Source organism: Proteus cibi, from assembly GCF_003144405.1.
Lineage (GTDB): Bacteria > Pseudomonadota > Gammaproteobacteria > Enterobacterales > Enterobacteriaceae > Proteus > Proteus cibi.
The window spans coordinates 87,784-104,228 of sequence record NZ_PENW01000034.1; the positions used below are offsets into that span (position 1 = coordinate 87,784).

At 38.1% G+C, this 16,445-nt stretch carries 14 protein-coding genes and 2 tRNA genes; 3 read left to right on the forward strand and 13 right to left on the reverse strand.

The annotated features are described in order from the left end of the window. Positions 1–89: 89 nt before the first annotated feature. The 8 genes from DK865_RS17490 to DK865_RS17525 form a co-directional block, all read right to left on the reverse strand. On the reverse strand, positions 90–1,388 hold the full coding sequence (locus DK865_RS17490) for a NupC/NupG family nucleoside CNT transporter (RefSeq protein WP_109392442.1): 1,299 nt from the start codon (positions 1,386–1,388) through the stop codon (positions 90–92). Positions 1,389–1,742: 354 nt separating this feature from the next. Beyond that, positions 1,743–2,525, reverse strand: a complete 783-nt coding sequence (locus tag DK865_RS17495) for a TatD family hydrolase (RefSeq protein WP_023582910.1) — start codon at positions 2,523–2,525, stop codon at positions 1,743–1,745. Continuing rightward, positions 2,518–3,582 (reverse strand): patatin-like phospholipase family protein, encoded by a 1,065-nt coding sequence (locus DK865_RS17500; protein ID WP_109392443.1) that lies wholly within the window; start codon positions 3,580–3,582, stop codon positions 2,518–2,520. The genes DK865_RS17495 and DK865_RS17500 overlap by 8 nt, the downstream gene beginning before the upstream one ends. A 129-nt stretch (positions 3,583–3,711) precedes the next feature. Continuing rightward, the gene (locus tag DK865_RS17505) at positions 3,712–4,056 is read right to left on the reverse strand and encodes a BON domain-containing protein (protein WP_023582911.1); all 345 of its coding nucleotides are present in this window, start codon (positions 4,054–4,056) and stop codon (positions 3,712–3,714) included. Positions 4,057–4,587: 531 nt separating this feature from the next. Then, positions 4,588–6,177: a peptide chain release factor 3 gene (gene prfC / locus DK865_RS17510; protein WP_023582912.1), complete on the reverse strand. Its 1,590-nt coding sequence runs from the start codon at positions 6,175–6,177 to the stop codon at positions 4,588–4,590. A gap of 514 nt (positions 6,178–6,691) precedes the next feature. Further along, positions 6,692–6,889, reverse strand: a complete 198-nt coding sequence (locus tag DK865_RS17515) for a type II toxin-antitoxin system TacA family antitoxin (protein WP_323368386.1) — start codon at positions 6,887–6,889, stop codon at positions 6,692–6,694. A gap of 433 nt (positions 6,890–7,322) precedes the next feature. Further along, positions 7,323–7,769, reverse strand: coding sequence for a ribosomal protein S18-alanine N-acetyltransferase (gene rimI / locus DK865_RS17520; RefSeq protein WP_023582914.1), 447 nt, complete (start codon positions 7,767–7,769; stop codon positions 7,323–7,325). Continuing rightward, positions 7,738–8,148 (reverse strand): DNA polymerase III subunit psi, encoded by a 411-nt coding sequence (locus tag DK865_RS17525; protein WP_023582915.1) that lies wholly within the window; start codon positions 8,146–8,148, stop codon positions 7,738–7,740. Before DK865_RS17525 ends, rimI begins: the two co-directional genes overlap by 32 nt. A 129-nt stretch (positions 8,149–8,277) precedes the next feature. Here DK865_RS17525 and rsmC point away from each other — a divergent pair, with 129 nt between their 5' ends. The 3 genes from rsmC to DK865_RS17540 all read left to right on the forward strand — a co-directional run bounded on the left by rsmC (position 8,278) and on the right by DK865_RS17540 (position 9,926). Continuing rightward, positions 8,278–9,294, forward strand: a complete 1,017-nt coding sequence (rsmC, locus tag DK865_RS17530; RefSeq protein WP_023582916.1) for a 16S rRNA (guanine(1207)-N(2))-methyltransferase RsmC — start codon at positions 8,278–8,280, stop codon at positions 9,292–9,294. A gap of 417 nt (positions 9,295–9,711) precedes the next feature. Beyond that, a tRNA-Leu gene (locus DK865_RS17535) sits at positions 9,712–9,798 on the forward strand. Between the two features lie 41 nt (positions 9,799–9,839). Next, a tRNA-Leu gene (locus DK865_RS17540) sits at positions 9,840–9,926 on the forward strand. Positions 9,927–9,982: 56 nt separating this feature from the next. Here DK865_RS17540 and DK865_RS17545 read toward each other — a convergent pair. The 5 genes from DK865_RS17545 to DK865_RS17565 form a co-directional block, all read right to left on the reverse strand. Continuing rightward, positions 9,983–10,246 carry a DUF1435 family protein gene (locus tag DK865_RS17545; RefSeq protein WP_036913988.1) on the reverse strand — a complete coding sequence of 88 codons (264 nt, stop codon included), beginning with the start codon at positions 10,244–10,246 and terminating at the stop codon, positions 9,983–9,985. Positions 10,247–10,470: 224 nt separating this feature from the next. Beyond that, a complete protein-coding gene (locus DK865_RS17550) occupies positions 10,471–11,019 on the reverse strand; it encodes a GNAT family N-acetyltransferase (protein ID WP_023582918.1) in 549 nt (182 codons plus the stop codon). Between the two features lie 2 nt (positions 11,020–11,021). Beyond that, positions 11,022–12,653: a Na/Pi cotransporter family protein gene (locus DK865_RS17555; protein ID WP_109392445.1), complete on the reverse strand. Its 1,632-nt coding sequence runs from the start codon at positions 12,651–12,653 to the stop codon at positions 11,022–11,024. A gap of 419 nt (positions 12,654–13,072) precedes the next feature. Next, the gene (phoA, locus tag DK865_RS17560) at positions 13,073–14,512 is read right to left on the reverse strand and encodes an alkaline phosphatase (protein ID WP_023582919.1); all 1,440 of its coding nucleotides are present in this window, start codon (positions 14,510–14,512) and stop codon (positions 13,073–13,075) included. Positions 14,513–14,729: 217 nt separating this feature from the next. Then, positions 14,730–16,268: an alpha/beta hydrolase-fold protein gene (locus tag DK865_RS17565; RefSeq protein ID WP_109392446.1), complete on the reverse strand. Its 1,539-nt coding sequence runs from the start codon at positions 16,266–16,268 to the stop codon at positions 14,730–14,732. Positions 16,269–16,445 lie beyond the last annotated feature (177 nt).

Sequence of the window (16,445 nt, forward strand, 5' to 3'; positions counted from 1 at the left end):
ACACTATAAAAGTAGTTAACATTACAGCAGAAAACAAACATAAAAGAGCAGACAGGCAAAACCCATCTGCTCTTTATAATCAAAATCAATTAAGCAACAACAGCCATTGCGGTTAATGCAAAGAAGAAACCTGCAATCGTCGCACTCATTAAGTTAGAGAGTGTACCAGCAAGTACCGCTTTCATCCCTAAACGCGCCACGTCTTTACGACGATTTGGTGCCATTCCACCTAAACCACCTAGCAGTACAGCAACAGAAGAAAGGTTAGCAAAACCACACAGTGCAAAGGAGATAATTATCTTCGTTTGCTCTGATAGCACCATAAGTCCTGATCCCGCAACAATTGCGTCTTCTTTTAGGTATTGACTAAATTCAGAGTAAGCATAGAACTCATTGATAACAATTTTTTGTCCTATAAAAGAGCCCGCAATAGTTGCTTCACTCCAAGGTACGCCAATAAGGAAAGCGATTGGTGCAAAGATCCAACCTAACACTAACTCTAATGAGAAGTTTTCGTAGCCAAACCAGCCACCAATTCCACCAAGAATACCATTAACTAATGCAATCAATGCAACGAAAGCAAGTAACATCGCACCCACGTTAAGGGCAAGTTGTAAACCTGAAGAGGCACCCGCAGCTGCAGCATCGATAATATTTGCCGGTTTTTCTTCATCCGCCATTTTATCAAGTGCATCTTTTTGATCATCGGGTGTTTCTGTTTCAGGGATCAATAATTTAGCAAACAGTAAACCGCCTGGAGCCGCCATAAATGATGCTGTAATCAGATACTCTAATGGCACGCCCATGCTTGCGTATCCAGCAAGAACGGAACCCGCAACAGAAGCAAGACCACCACACATCACAGCAAAGAGTTCTGAGGTTGTCATTCTTGCAATATAAGGACGAACAACTAGCGGTGCTTCGGTTTGACCCACAAAGATATTGGCTGTTGCAGACATCGATTCTGTTCGTGATGTACCAAGAACTTTTTGTAAGCCACCACCGAGAATTTTAATCACGATTTGCATAATGCCAAGGTAATACAACACAGCAATAAGTGAAGAGAAGAACACGATAACAGGCAGTACACGTAGGGCGAATACGAAACCGCCACCACCGAACAATTCGAACATTTTATCTGATACGAGACCTGCAAATAGGAAGCTCATCCCATTATTGCCGTAATCAATAACATTCTTAACACCATCAGAAACCGCAAGAAGCACCTCGCGACCACCGTCGGAATAAAGAACAAATGCACCTAAGCCAATCTGAATAAGGAATGCGCCACCAACTGTACGTAGTCTAATTGCACGTCGATTGCTGGAAAACAGAATGGCTATCAATATTAATGTTACCATTCCGACCAAGCTCATAATGAGTTGCATTGAAGGATCCCTGTTCACATAAAAATTTAATGGATTATCAATAATGCCCTTGCCAGAGCTTATTGACTCTTTTTGCCGGATAATTATACCTAGTCTGAGAAAAGAACCCTCAATATCCATCACAAATAGAGTCTGAAAAAAGTAACACAAAAGTCACAAATGAGAGGTTGATCACATAAAAAAGACTGAAAGCGCATTTGTTGGATAAGCTAATTAGAAAAAAATATTTGGGGGATTAATAAACCGTATCTTCAATCTTAAATCGAGGATATAAACGAACGCCCTATTCATATTAATAAGATGAAAATAAGGGACGTTTTTAACCTTTATGTAAATCACATTTTCATTCAAGAACTAGGTAATCTTGTTGAGCCCAAATAATTGTAGGCTATTAAGATAGAGTTGCTCGGCAATCACCGAAGGTGATCCTTGACGCAGCTCACAAAGTTGGGAAAAAACGTTCTGAATACGTTCAGGTCGATTAGGTTTACCTTGAAAACCACTCACAGGCATATCTGGAGCATCTGTTTCTAATAATAAATATTCTAGTGGTAACGAAGCAATTGCACGGCGAGTCTTTTGTGCTCGCTCATAAGTAATGGTTCCGCCAACGCCAATAAAATAGCCTTGCTGAATAAACTTTTCCGCCTGCTGCTGACTTCCTGAAAAACCATGAATAACCCCTTTACGAGGCACATCATAACGACGTAAAAGTGCACTTAACTTATCATGGGTTTTACGTGAATGTAGGATCACAGGCAAATCAAATTCAATTGCTAACTTAAGCTGTGCAATTAAAAACGCCTCTTGCTTTTCAGGCTGAGGATTATCCATATAGTCATCAAGCCCTATCTCTCCGATGGCAACACAACGAGAAGCGTTTTTTAATTTTTGTTCTAATTCCAATAGATGCTGTTCAGTGTGCTCTGCAATATATAAAGGGTGTAATCCCAATGCATAGTATAATTGCTGATGATTGTTAGCTAGCTCTGCAACAACATCGAAATTCCAACGAGCAACAGCGGGAATAATTATTTTTTCAACATGAGCTTGATGCGCTAATGCCAAACTGTTGGCAATATCATCATAAAAAACGGGAAAATCAAAATGGCAGTGAGTATCAATAAATTTATTCATTCTGAACTTGCCTCACATCAGGATGTACGCTTCGAGTGCCTTGCTGAATAATAGAAGCACTCTCTGCTTTATCAGCCTTCGCTTCTTGTTCAAATAAGCTAAAGATTTTTTTATCGTGCTGTTTGAATTTTTTCTTAGAAAAGTGTTGACCAATTGTCGCCAGAAAATAGCGTCCACAACGTCTACCCACATGATAATCATGATTTAATGCACTTAAACGACTTCCTAATGCACTCGATTGCAATGTGGTTGGTGGATATATTTCAATAACAACAACATCTTCTGGGGGAGATTGAATAAATTTAATTGTCTCGGTATAAGTTTCGATATGTACTTGTGCCATTGACATAAAACGCTGTAAACGGCTATTTTCAAACCATTTCCCCATTCGCTCAACCCATTCTGTTGTGTATTGATATTCCGAAGGAACGGTACGAATAACAACAATAGTACGACAACCACGTCGATACGCTTCTCTCACAGGAATAGCATCACTGATACCACCATCATGATAAACCACATCATGAAATAAGACACCATTACGATAAAAAGCAGGAATAGCACTGGACGCTTTGATTATCTCAAGCCAAGTCGGTTCATCGGGTTGAAAATAATTTGCCTGAAAATTATCAGAACGACTTGCCACCATATAAAATTCGCGCCCGGTATCAAAACGGCGCAGCGCTGTTGGCATATCAAGAGGCATTTCTTTGGCTGTTATCTCTATATACCAGTCAAGATCGAGTAAATTGCCACCACGGACAAAGCGAATGGGATTGAAGAATTGATTATTGGTTGTATAGCGATTAATAATTTTACGTGCATACCCACGCTGACCACAGGCAAAAGCTGATAAATTTTGTGCCCCCGCAGACACCCCAAGTAAAATATCAAAGGGATCGAATTGTGATCGCAGAAACTCATCAAGGACGCCCGCCGTAAAGATCCCGCGTTGACCTCCGCCTTCACAAACTAAAGCAACTTTGCCTTGTGGTAGTGAGGATTGAAATTCGAGTGCTGTAATATTATTTAATGTGACAGGTATATACTTCCCCATAATGTCTCCTTTATACAACTTAACAAAGGATACCTGCACATTTTTTTGACGTCATTATTTTTACGTATTCATACAAATAAATTAGACACTATCTTCTTAGAATATGACGAATATAAAAGAAAACCATGTTTATGATTTGATATTCACATCGGAGTCTACGCTTTTAACACCTTCAATTTTTTCAATAAGTTGCAATATTTTTTCTTCTTGCGCTTTACTCTCAACAAAACCTGAAATAAAAACATGCCCAAATTCAGTACGAATAGAAATATTGTCACTATCGATATCTTGCATCGGCAATAGCGTATCTTTAATTTTATTAGAAATAGAAGTATCACTTAAATAGTGACCCGTATTATTCCCACTGTTATTAATCTCGCTATACCACGATGTTTCAGCTGACGCGCCCATACTGACAAAAGCTAAGCCAATTGACATTAATAACGTCAATTTTAACGTTTTATATTGTTTCATTGCTCTCCCCCTAATCACAATAACTGCGATAGGAAATATACGTGTGTTTTACTATCTGTCTTTTTATTAAGCACTACAAAAATTTAACAATCTAAGCTATTACACTAATAAGCTATTAGCGTTAAATAAAGTAAAAAATAACAAATAAAGACTAATCCTAATTATTTTATTCTAATAATAACCAATAAAACTATAAAAAAATTTACATATTTTTATAAAAAAGTATAAAAACGAACATAATGTTAGCAGAAAAAAAAAAGAGTAATTCCAAATGAAGAGGTGTTTTTAGGTAGGATATTCAAGATATGCCAATGACATTTAACAAAGAAGAGCGGGGGCTCTCACAGAGATGGTTTTATTAAAGATAAAGACTCTACAAAGCGAAGCAACAAAAAGGCTATATTAAAAATATAGCCTTTTCATTATCTAAATCACTCAAAGAACAATGCGCTTACCCTAAGTCATTCTGTACACTTTTACACTAAATAATTCATGCTACAACTTGAAGTATGACGCGTAAGAGCAAGTATATTAGTGTTCACGAGTCTGATGGAACTCAACATCAGGATAACGCTCACGTGTTAAATTCAAGTTGACCATCGTTGGTGCGATATACGTTAAGTTATCGCCACCATCTAGTGCCAAGTTTTGCTCATTTTTACGTTTAAACTCTTCCAGTTTTTTCTCGTTACTGCATTCAACCCAACGAGCGGTAGAAACGTTGACGGACTCATAAATCGCTTCAACGTTATATTCACTTTTCAGTCTTGCAACCACCACGTCAAACTGAAGCACACCAACAGCACCAACGATTAAATCGTTATTAGCGAGTGGTCTAAAGACCTGAACTGCACCCTCTTCTGATAACTGAACCAGCCCTTTAAGTAACTGTTTCTGTTTTAGAGGATCACGTAAGCGAATACGGCGGAACAATTCAGGGGCAAAGTTTGGAATACCTGTAAATTTCAAGATTTCGCCTTGAGTAAAGGTATCACCAATTTGAATGGTTCCGTGGTTATGAAGACCGATAATATCGCCAGGATAAGCATGTTCAACATGAGAACGGTCGCCCGCCATAAAGGTTAGCGCATCAGAGATCACCACATCTTTTTTAATACGAACTTGATGTAGCTTCATGCCTTTATCATACATGCCAGAAACAACTCGTAAGAAAGCCACACGGTCGCGGTGTTTAGGGTCCATATTGGCTTGGATCTTAAAGACGAAACCGGTGAACGTTTCTTCAGAAGCGGTTACTTCTCGCAGATCAGTTTGGCGAGGCATTGGTGCGGGTGCCCATTTTACAAGACCATCAAGCATATGGTTAACACCAAAGTTACCTAATGCAGTACCAAAAAACACCGGAGTTAATTCGCCAGCTAAAAATGCCTCATGATCAAATTCATGAGATGCACCTAATACTAACTCTAATTCATCACGTAATTGGCTTGCTAAATCATCACCAATAGCTTCATCAAGCTCTGGGTTATTTAACCCTTTAATAACGCGAGAATCTTGAATAGTGTGACCTTGACCTGTTTGATAAAGATAAGTTTCATCTTTCAGAATGTGGTAAACCCCTTTGAAGAGTTTTCCGCAACCAATAGGCCAAGTAACAGGACTGCACGCAATTTTTAATTCTGTTTCAACTTCGTCCATGACTTCCATTGGATCACGAATATCACGGTCGAGTTTATTCATAAAAGTCAGAATTGGGGTATCACGTAAACGGGTCACTTCCATTAACTTACGAGTACGATCTTCAACCCCTTTAGAGGAGTCAATCACCATTAAACAGCAGTCAACGGCGGTTAATGTACGGTAAGTATCTTCAGAGAAGTCTTCGTGACCTGGGGTATCGAGTAAGTTAACTAAGCAATCTGCATAAGGAAACTGCATGACTGAGGTTGTAATAGAAATACCACGTTGTTTTTCCATTTCCATCCAGTCAGACTTTGCATGCTGGTTTGAACCACGGCCTTTTACGGTTCCTGCACGTTGGATTGCTTGTCCGAATAACAACACTTTCTCAGTGATGGTTGTTTTACCCGCATCGGGGTGGGAAATAATGGCAAACGTTCTACGACGAGCAACTTCTTGCTGAAAAATAGGATTAGACATCAATGGTGGTCTTCTGGTTGATAGACGAGAGAATGTAAGACACTGATATATTGCTATAAGTAATAATTAAAGTGGCTATAAAGACATTCAACCCGTAAGTTAATCTTAATTGGCGCTTATTTTCGCCTATCTTGTCTGTATAAACAATCAATGGTTACTATTTTATCTACTTGAGCGGGTGATGCCTAGTGATTGTGATAATTAATAATATTTACTTATTCACCCTATTTAAAAACGACGTGACATGTCTATTATTTGATTATTTTCTTGATTATTCAAATGGTTAATTCATTGTTTTCATAAAAAGAAACGCGCTTATTCTGCCATTATGTTCACAGAAAATATCAAATCCAAATTTTTCATAAAATGTTTTCGATGATCCTATCAAACAATCAACAACAGCATACGCTCTCATATATGTATTCACTTTTCATAAATAATGGAGAGCACGAACTAGACTTACCTTACCAAGCCCTGTTTCGTGATAATTTTTATGAACAGCATCTATCAATACTTAGTTAGGTGCTTTAGTACGATCACAAGTGATTAAAAACTCACCCCAAATATCGTTTTTCACTTCTATACTCTCATGTTGCAATATGACTTGAGTCGAATTTTCATCCATGAGTCTTACAACATAGTCAGTTAAACTTTTAAACCCTAACAACGCTGATGCTTTAATTGATAACACAGTCAAATGCCACAAAGGCACTAACAGGAAAGCCAATCTAAACAAGTTGCTTGAATGTAAAAATAACGAAGTGAATACTCATTTATTAAATCGCAAGAATTAGGCTATTTTTATTATGTTAAAAGATGAATTAAAAATGAAAGTTAAAATAATAAATTGTCTCTTGTTGATTTTAATATCACTCATTTCGCAAAAAAATGACTTTATTTAAAACAAAAGTAAATAGGTGCTTTACTTTATTTATAAAGATATTTAGTTTTTTTAACACTGTGATAATAACTTAGATAACAAATAAAAATATGACAAAAGTGAAATTAGCCTGATGGATTTACATTAAGTAAGAATAAAGATAGATTTTAAATAACATTAATACAAAATAAAATACGAATTCTTAAAATAAAATAAAAAACGCCTAATAGAAGGCGTTTTAAATTTTACTTAAATAAATATTTAATTAGAAAGAAATAGGATAAGCCATGATAATCGCATCTTCATTTCCCGTCTTTGTTGGGTAATAGTTTTTGCGTTTTGAAACGAAATTAAATCCTATAGATTCATAGAGATTGAATGCTTTTTCATTAGATTCTCGCACCTCTAACCACAAGGTAGTGATATTTTTTTTCTCAAGTGTTTCAATCAGTTCCAATAACAGTGCTTTACCATAACCTTTCCCCTGATAATCAGGATGGATTGCAATATTAAAAAGTGTTGCCTCATCTAATATTAATTGCGTAATTGCGAAACCTACAATAATATTATCAATGCAAATTTTCAGATTAAAATAATGACTTCCTTGGTTACTATAAAATGTTTCTTCACTCCAAGGGAATGAATGACTTAATTTTTCAATTTGCCATGCTAAAGGTAAATCAGCAGGGTTTAAGAGTGAAATGGTCTTCATATTGATAGATTTGTTTCCAAAGATCGCGTTTTGCATCAGCATCAAAATATAACTGATGTAATGAAGGGCTTCTCAGAGAAGTATATTCAGAGGGAAGTATGAGATCAGTGCCTAATAACCAGCAGGGAAGATCAAATGATTCTGTGAGCATGCTCACATCATCTGTTGTAATACAATAGATTTCGTCTTTATCTATCCCCATGGCGCTAAAAATATCAGAGAAAAGCCCGTTATTTAGATCAACGGTATCATCAGTAATGATAAGTAAACGTGTTGTATCCGGAAATTGAACAGAATGCTCGCCTTTTAACACAGCAGGCTTACGAAGTACCCATTGACGAATTCCAAGTTGGGATAACATTCTGTCTTTACGGCTCATTATGCTTACCTATCAAGTGTAGAACAACGGTACATAGTATCAGAGGGCATAAACTACGCCAATAAATAGCGTCGGTTTCTTTATATCTGATATCATGCGTCTCATGTTTTTTAAGGAGTAATAATCATAATGTCCTCACTGTCCCCTGCTAGCGAAGTTATTCTTCGTCATCTAGATCATTTCGCAGACAGGCATGTACTTATTGCAGGTGATCTTCAAGATACTTTCGCTGCGCAAATTCAGGCGAAAAGTGTCAGAGCATATACCAACCAATATCACCAGTGGCTACCATTACTAAAATCAATGGGTGATAACGCACTTTTCGGTTTAGTTGCAGATCAATCCTTTGTGAAGTATTGCAATACGTTGATCTATTTTTGGCCTAAAAATAAAAACGAAGCCACTTTCCAACTACGTAGCCTTTGCTCTAACTTACAAGTGGGTACTGAAATCTTTATCGTGGGTGAAAACCGGAGCGGTGTTAAAAGTGCCACAGAATTAATGAACGGTATCGCTAAACTTAAAAAAATAGATTCAGCACGCCGTTGTAGCTTATTTTTTGGTACTCAGACATATCAAACACTGTTTGACCGTAATAACTGGTGGCAAACCTATCGTCATGACGATCTTACTGTAATGGCATTACCCGGCGTCTTTAGCCAAAATGCATTAGATGAGGGTAGTCGTTTATTACTCTCTACTTTTGATGATGCAATGGTTGGGGATTTACTGGATATGGCATGTGGTTGTGGTGTTCTTGCCACTGTCCTTGGCAAGAAAAACCCAATGTTAAAACTGACACTGTGTGATGTGAATGCGGCCGCAATTTCTTCTAGTATCGCCACGTTAAACGTGAATGAGTTAGAAGGTCGAGTGATTGCAAGTAATGTCTATTCAGCGGTTGAAGAAACGTATGATTGGATAATCTCAAACCCACCTTTCCATGATGGTTTAGGGACAAGCTATGAAGCTGCTGAAGATATTATTCGCCTTGCACCAAATTATCTGAAAAGAGGCGGTAAATTACGCATTGTAGCGAATTCGTTTATCCCTTATCCAGATATACTGGATCATGTATTTGGCTCTCATGAAGTGCTTGCATCAACAGGTAAATTCAAAGTTTACCAAGCAACTAAGAAAGACTAATTACAAGCTCTGTAATGAAGTTCCCCAGTAATTGATTTTCCAACTACTGGGGTCTTCAGTTTACGACTGAAAACCGTCATCTAATTAGCAAATTCTTTCATTCTCAAGCGAAAGTGATCATTTCTTTGAGCCGATAACCTGACCATTTTTATCTTGGTAGATTTCTGCACATACATTACTTGATATAATCACAGACAAAACAAAAGTTAATATATTGATTTTTATCATAAAAAACCTCATAAACGTATTGCGTAATTGGTTTTTGTAATAATGATTTATCTTGGTTCTAAAAAAAATATAGTCTATCTATTTATGTCATTACTCTCGCAGTTTTATTTTTCATCATCGCGATAATTTATTAATAAAAAATAATTGACGCCAAAAATAAAAGGCATAAAATTCGCTTCCTGTCTGAATGCGAGAGTGGCGGAATTGGTAGACGCGCTAGCTTCAGGTGTTAGTGTCCTTACGGACGTGGGGGTTCAAGTCCCCCTTTTCGCACCAAACAGACAATCTATAAGTAGTAAAATTAATTGAGTAAAACTGCGAGGATGGCGGAATTGGTAGACGCGCTAGCTTCAGGTGTTAGTGTTCTTACGGACGTGGGGGTTCAAGTCCCCCTCTTCGCACCACTCAATAACCCTTCTGTAATAATACCCTTTCGATGACACAACGAGTGTTCTTTTCTCTATCCATGATACGCGACTAAAAGTGTCATCAAACTGTAGGTTAATACAACGCCTGCGGGGATCATTACCCACATTTGTAGTTTTTTATGGAACAGCATCAAGGTTGATAACAGCATTGAAACCACTAAAACCAGCGTAAAAGCGGATGTTCCCGCAATAAAATGCGTGAGCACTGTGAGTAAAGAAGAAACAGCCAACATTTCCCATAAACTAATGCGAGATGTCCAAGATGTTGCTGGAGATATACGTGTTGGTTTAGCCATAATAACCCACCATTAATGATAATGATTTTCATTATTATATATAACACTTATACTAAATCAACTTATATAAAGAAAAAAAACATCTAATATCCTTATTTTTTAAAAGGTTATGCATCCCTTTTAGTCTAAGAAATAAAAAATGCCTTATCGTGAAATAAACTGGGAGTCAGTTCATTTGACGATAAGGCATTTTATTATGTTATTGTCATCGACAATAAACGAGATTAAGCGTTATTTAGCTCAATAAAATGAAAGACTAAATGAATATCTTCAGGCTCTCTTTCATAAAGTTCAGGATCAGGAATATCAATCAAACGACAGCCTAAATGCTGATAAAAATTCACGCTATTTTCAGAAGGTGTTGATGAGATATACAATCCACCAGCCCCTTTTTGCTTCGCATATTTCACACAATAATCAAATAATATTCGCGCTAAACCTTGCCTCCGTACCTGGTGGCTAACATGTAAAAAAGAGAGTTGAAGTAACGTGTTATTTTGACCCCGTTTTTGCGGATCAACACTCGCGGCTGCAACCAGTTGACCTTGTTTAAAAACGCCCCAAAAAGGCGCTCCTCGGTCAAAACTTTCAAGTAAAACAGGGGTATAATGTTCTGCTTCACCTTCTGGCCAACCTTTCATATCAAAGCGTTGCTCTGATAAAAGCAACGTTCCTTCTTTTAAGACATATAGCTTTTCAATAAGCTCGGTTCTATCAATTTCCCATACTTGTGGAATTTCATTGCGTGTTAATTGACGAAGAGTGTATTTCATTATTAAAGATTAACCTGTTCTGATGATGATTCACTTCGTTCTAGTGCGTGATAAGCCACAGCACAGAACAAGGAATTCAACCGTTTCATGTCACCAAGCAAACTGGTATGCAAAGAACTCGTTTCAATACTTTGCATATTATGCAAATGAAGACGTTCAACATGTGCAAACGAGTAACGCTGGTTGAGTAAACGGAAACGATGTTTTGCTCGACGTAATTTACGAGCATGCTCCATGTTGCCGGAAACAAATACCGACATCGCCAGATTCAGATTACTTTGCAGACGCTCAAGGAGTGTCTGTAATTCACGACGTCCTTCCTCCGATAAAAACAAGTGGTGATTTAAACCTTTACTCACCACTTCAGCCGACATACGCGCAATGATAGCGGATGATTGTTGTAAATTCATCGCTGTATCAATAATTTCAGCCCAGCGACGCGAATCTTCTGTCCCCAGATCATGCTGTTGAATTTGTGCCATATATAATTTAATGCTGCTGTGGAGTAATTCTACCTCTTCTTCTAACTGGCTAATTTCCCTTTTTTGCTGACGATCGCCTTCCATTAACGCAGTAAAACGTTGTAGCATTTGTTCTATAACATCACCTAATCGCAGTGACTCTCTCACCGCATTAGCAATTGCCAATGAAGGCGTATCAATAGCGGATTGGTCTAAATAACGCGGTGCCATTTCAGATTCAGTCGCCGGTAATTCCGGAATAAGTCGCTGACATAATTTCGCCATTATGCCAACAAAAGGGATCATCAAAATACAGCGAGCCAGATTATAAATAACATGAAAATAGATAACGACTTCAGCCGGTGAAAATCCATATTGCTGGATTTTATTTGCAATGAGGGTTATCCAAGGTAAAACCAATAATGCACCAATTAATTTAAAAAAGAGGCTTCCTAATACAACTTGGCGTGAAACAACACTTTGTCCTCGGCTACTCATTAACGCGAGTAAGCCACTACCAATATTAGAACCAATCACAATACATAAACTGATATACAAAGGCATTAGCCCAGTCGCACTCAGTGTCGCTGTTAATAACACCGCAGCAAGACTTGAGTAGCTTACCATTGCAAATAACGCCCCCACGAGAAGTGCTAAAATGGTATCCCCACTTAATGAAGTAAAGATAGCTTGTACTGCACTAGCATGCGTGATTGGCTCTGCTGAGGTAACGATCAGTTGTAAGGCTAAAATAATTAAACCAAGACCAATTCCCACGCGTCCTAATTGCCCTACTCGCTCTTTTTTACGGCTTAAAAAAGTGATCACCCCGATTAAAATTAAAAGCGGCGATAACCAAGAGAGATCAAAGGTTAAGACTCGCGCCATTAACGCAGTACCCACATCAGCACCCAACATGATCACCAGTGCTGGAGTGATTGAAATTAGCCCTTGAGTCACAAAAGAGATAACCAATAACGCAGTCGCATTACTACTTTGTACTAAAGCAGTAACCCCCACACCAGCCAGAAAAGCATTGGATTTTTTATTAATACTTTTCCCTAAAATCCGGCGTAAATCAGAACCAAAAACACGCATAATTCCTGTACGAACAATATGTGTTCCCCAGACAAGAAGCGCAACCGATGAGAGTAAATGAAGCAGTGTCAGCATAGAAAAAAGAACCTTATTTTTATCGTTGTTTGTTTGACTCTGTTCTCCTTCAATCTCATAAAAAAGAGAAAGACCATGAGCAGATAAACTATCTGAAAAAGATTTTTTGCTGGTAATGCCTGAACAAAAATGGATGTTATTAGGCAAAAAGATATTGCAACTTATGTGCAATAATCAATGGAGACATTGAGAATTTTGTATGAATAAATGTGTAATTTCGATTAATTATAGCAGAAAAGCGCTAATTTTCAAAATCAGGCTATAAATAACCTATTGATTTATTATCACTTTATCGTCATGGGATCGTATAAATAAAAAAACGCGACTAGAGGGTATCTCTCTAAGTCGCGATAAAATACAACAAGTTTAGTAAGGCAATTCGACTACAACTTCAGACAGACTATAAATTTAACGGGAATTTACTTCAGCCCCATCGCATCACGCATTGTGAAGAACAAGTCAGTTTGGTCAGTTAACCCAACCACATTCGCAGCATGTGGACCATAAGCGGCAACACGAAGTTGTGCTCCCGTATGTTCTTGTGACCCTTCTTCTGAGTTACCGTAGTTCACTACCATCACGGCACCATCTTTCGTGATCAGCGCTTGAGTTAACCCGCTTGATTTCACGTCCGCCTCAATAATTTGGCTAGAGTGAGCATGGTCTGCGGTAACAATAATTAATGTATCGCCGTTTTTCTTGGCAAAATCTAAACCGATTTGCACCGCTTCGTCTAATGCAACAGTTTCACCAATTTGTCCGCAAGGATTCGCATTATGATCTTGCTTATCGATAGAGGCGCTTTCAACTTGTAAGAAGAAACCATTTTCATTAGTTTTCAGTAAGTCGATCGCTTTTTGGGTCATTTGTGCCAGTGTTGGTGCATTTGGATCAAGTTTGGAGTTAGGTTTGCACTCTAAAGGTGGATTATTCAAATTACCATGATACGTGGCTTTAGGGCCTTCCCAAGCCACGGCCATATTCCCTTCATGGAACAAGCCCAGTACTGGCTTATCTTGGTTCGCAAGCGTAATTGCATCGAGTGATTTGGCATCTTTCACGATTTGATAACCACGCTCAATCGCTTGTTGCTCTAGCGTTTTGCCTTTATATTCACCCGCAGCCGCAGTTTGAGCAAAACTTTTCGCACCGCCTCCTAATGTAACATCGGCACGAGTCACTAAGAGTTGTTCAGAGATAGAACCTCTTCCCCCATTTTCTAATGCATTAGTTGAACATTTTTCTAACGTTTCAACAGGACCATAGCATTTGCGTCCTGTTACATGCGAGAACAACGCTGCGGGTGTTGCGTCTTGAATTTCTGATGTTGTGACGTTACCTGTTGCCTTTCCATTGGCTTTTGCTAATTCCAAAATGGTTTGGTGATCCTTACCAAACACATCAATCCCTAATGCACCATTATACGTTTTCACACCCGAAGCCCATGCTGTCGCAGAAGCTGCCGAGTCTGTAACATAGTTAGGTTTTTGCGTTTTTCTATCTAAAGCATAGTGTGTGTATTGACCCGTAATAGGTAAGGCATCGATACCTTTAAAGAAACCACCTGCACCTTCAGCATAGTTACGTGCAACAGTAATTTCAGAATCCCCCATACCATCACCAATAAAGAGGATCACATTTTTCGCTTGGTTATTATGTAAAGCTGCTTTTAATGCCTCAGTTTGATCCTGAGTCATACGGCGAGCACCGCCAAATTCCGTGATATTACCTTTTGCTGCGCGATCTTGTGCCAAAATTGCATCAGCAGCAACGGGAGCTGCAAAAGAAGAGAAACTCGCGCCAGCCAATAGCGTTGTTACAATAACGGATAAAATAGAACGTTGGTAACGATGAGACATAGCTTTTTCCTTGCACTCTAAAGTAAAAAACAGGGTTAATGTTTTAAGTCAGGAAAAGCTTACGGCAGTTAAATGACAGAGAAATGAAGAGTAAAAGTGATTTTGATGACAACTTTATGACAAGCTTATGACACACAAAAAGCTTATACCTTTCATGTGGGTATAAGCTTCTGTTGTATTAAACCAGATTGTTAAGACATGGTATTAAGGCGAGATCTTAATCTTGAGTTAACGCTTTAGCGCCTAAATACAGCGCTTCACACCAAGAAATGTAATCATGCCCACTGGCCATTTCGAGTGATTTAACAGGATAGCCTTTTTGCTCTAAAACCTGTTTAAGATGGCGATTATTATTTAAAATCCCGCCCTTATCACCACGGCTTTCAAATAACCCCGCCTCTAAGAAAAACTGTAACGACTTTTTATCTGCTTGCTCAAATTGTCGAATAAGCCATTCAGGCTCTTCATTTTCAGGCGCCCACCAATAAGAGCCAGACATACTCAGCACTTTACCAAAGCGATCAGGGCGATTAAAGGCGACCCATGCAGACGCTAACCCGCCATAACTTGAGCCTGATACAATCGTTTCTTCTCCTGATACCTGAATACCTTTCTCTTTTTCTAGCCAAACAAAGAGTTCATCGGCTAAAAATCGGTAAAAATCAGGATTCGGCGGTAGTTCAGCACTACGGCGATCACTATCAATACTATCAACAAACAAGATCATCATCGGTGGCAATTTACCATCCTCGATCTGCTTATCAAAAAACCGATCAATACCATATTGACGACGATAAGTTTGACCATCAAATAATACGAGTATTCGTGGCGTTTCCATTTTTTCAGTTGGCAAATAAAGTGCTATTTCACGATCATTATTTAAGATCTCACTGTGAAAACGAACAATCTCTGTCTTGCCTTTCATTGTTCTATCAAGAATATCGGGTAATTGGCATTCACGTTTACTGTCTAACGATAATAAAGAAAAGTGATTATAGATATCCTCAGATTGACTTGGGGAATTCTGGGAATTAAATGGATCGGTCTGTGCTGTGGTTAAAATCGCGCGGCGCTGTTCGAATGGCTCTGCATTTTCAATAATAGGTACATCAGGCGCTAATTTATATTGCATTAATGTATCGTTAGGCACGATATAACTACGGTACCAAATATCACTATTGGCTAAATGGGTTAACGGATCATGATTACCCTCGGGTGATCCCAATAAATAAACATTCTTTTTTGCACCTTGCCATAAGAAAGTCACTAACTTTTTATCCTTATCATACGGCTCAATCAGAGGTGCACCTTCGTCGCGTATTTGTTGCCAAAATGCCTGAATATTTTTTTGATCAAGTTGTTTAGCAAGAGTGTGTAAACGAGGGCTAATAGGTGCAATTCCTGCATCTTTCTCTAAGGGCTGATAAGGCTGTGTTGTCAGTGTGAGTTGCCAGGATTTTCCCACCTCACCTTCTGCAATTAATTGATAACTTGCAGTTTCAGGCAATAAAAAGCGTACTTTTTGTTGTCCATCAGCAGGAACATCTTTTAATAAACTACGAATATGTGTGCCCTTTTGGGTTTCTAATCGCAGGTTTTGTATCCCCTTTACATTCAATTCAGCATAACGTTCGCGCGCTAAATGCGAGGTAAAACACAATGTGTTGTTATCAAACTGACCGACTATTTCATTACCTTCTGTTACAGATAAACAATTAGCAAAACTAGGGCAAGATGCCATTAGTGCACATATCATTAGCGGAATTCTCACTATATTATTCTCGTTATAAACTATTGTGAGAAACAATAGTAATGATAATTGTTATCAATTCAATTAAATGATTCAAATAAAGATATAAAATATAATCATCAATCACACTGCTGAATAATTTTCTTTTTTCTACTGCACATTTACTAAACTCACTATAATGCG